This window comes from Streptomyces sp. NPDC059443, assembly GCF_042750105.1.
Classification (GTDB): Bacteria; Actinomycetota; Actinomycetes; order Streptomycetales; family Streptomycetaceae; genus Streptomyces.
Window position 1 is genome coordinate 54968 of record NZ_JBHYVM010000047.1, and the last position, 1794, is coordinate 56761.

Genomic DNA, 1794 nt, shown 5'->3' on the forward strand with positions numbered 1-1794 from the left:
GACCCCCCGCTTTTATTCCCGGCCCCCCGGGGGCCCGCCATTGGCGGCCCCCCGGGGGTGGGCCCGCCCCGCCCGGCGCCGGCGCCCCCCCCGCGCCCCCCCCGGGCCGGGACCCGACGGGCACCGGCTAGCGCTGGTAGCCCAGTACGGTCATCATTCCGGCCTCCGAGTGGTAGACGTTGTGGCAATGCACCATCCACAGGCCCGGGTTGTCGGCGTCGAAGTCCGCCGTCAGTTTTCCGCCGGGCAGGATCACCGCCGTGTCCTTGCGGGCCCCGCCCGCCCCGCCGCCGAGCGCGAAGGTGTGTCCGTGCAGGTGGAGCGGGTGCCACATCGTTGTGGAGTTGTTGAACTCCAGCCGGACCCGCTCCCCGGCCTTCACCGGATGCCGCTGGTCCGGCGCGTACGGCTTGCCGTCGAACGCCCAGTCGTACTTGGCCATGCCGCCGGTCAGTTTGATCTTCACCGTACGGTCCGGCTCGCGCGCGGCGAGCGCCACCGGCCCGGCGGCCTTGAGCCCGTCCGCCGTCAGCGGCCGCCCGGACAGCTCGGCGGGCCGGGTCGCGGCGGTCGGAGCCGCCCCCGAACCGGTGCGCAGCAGCGCGAGCGCCGAGGCCGATTCCCCCTTGCCCTCGGCGAGCGCGGTCAGCGGGAACACCCCGTCGCCCGCCGTCACCAGTACGTCGTACCGCTCGCCCATGCCCAGCAGCAGCGAGCGCGCCTTGGCGTGCTCGACCGGGAACCCGTCGGTGTGGGTGACCGTCAGCTCGTGGCCGCCGAGGGCGACCCGGAAGGCGGTGTCCCCGCCCGCGTTGACGATGCGCAGCCGGATCCGGTCGCCGGGGCGGGCGGTGAAGACCGAAGGGTCCTCGGGGGTGCGGCCGTTGACCAGGTAGTGCGGGTACGCGACATCGCCCGCGTCCTTGCCGAGGACGTCGCTGTCGCCGCCCATGAGGACGCGGGACGGGCCGCCGGAGGCCGTGGCCGAGGCCGAAGGGCTCGCGGGGGCGGCGGGCATGTTCATGGAGCCGTGGCCCGAGTGGCCGCCGCCCCCCGAGCCCATGCCCGTGCCCATGTCCATGCCCTTGCGGAGCTCGGCGAGCACGGAGTCGGGGGAGGAGCCGTCCACCCCGTCGAGCCAGTCGTCCAGGACCACCACCCACTCCTTGTCGTAGGAGAGGGGCTCCTTGGGGTCCTCGACGATCAGCGGCGCGTACAGGCCGCGGTCCTGCTGGACCCCGGAGTGCGGGTGGAACCAGTAGGTCCCCGGGTGCGTGACGGCGAATTTGTACGTGAAAGAGGCGCCCGGGGCGATGTCCCGCTGGGTCAGCCCCGGGACCCCGTCCATGTCGTTGCGCAGGGCCAGGCCGTGCCAGTGCAGGGAGGTGGCCTCGGGGAGGTTGTTGGCCAGGGTCAGGGCGAGCGTGCCGCCCGCGGTGACCCGTACCTCCTGGCCGGGGAGCCGGTCCCCGTAGGCCCAGGTGCGGACGGACCGGCCGCCGCCGAGGTCGAGCGGGGTGGCGGTGGCCGTCAGCCGGACCTCGGTGAGCGGGCCGGTGGCCTTGCGGGCGGCCTCGGCGGCCCGCACCTCGGGGCCGGCCGGGTCCACGTAGCCGCCGGGGGTGGCGCGGGAGGAGCCGTTGTCCATGGAGCCGGAGCCGTGGTCCATGCCGGCCATGCCGGAACCGGAGCCCGAACACGCGGCGAGCAGCAGCAGCCGGGTCCACCGGACAGCTTCTCGCTCGGTACGCAGGGCAGGGCGCGTCATGGGTGGAACCCTACCCGGGGTGGGTA

At 74.6% G+C, this 1794-nt stretch carries 1 protein-coding gene; it reads right to left on the reverse strand.

Features of this window, described 5'->3' with window-relative positions:
- Window positions 1-127: 127 nt before the first annotated feature.
- Window positions 128-1768 carry a multicopper oxidase family protein gene (locus ACFXDJ_RS32965; RefSeq protein WP_384851130.1) on the reverse strand — a complete coding sequence of 547 codons (1641 nt, stop codon included), beginning with the start codon at window positions 1766-1768 and terminating at the stop codon, window positions 128-130.
- Window positions 1769-1794 lie beyond the last annotated feature (26 nt).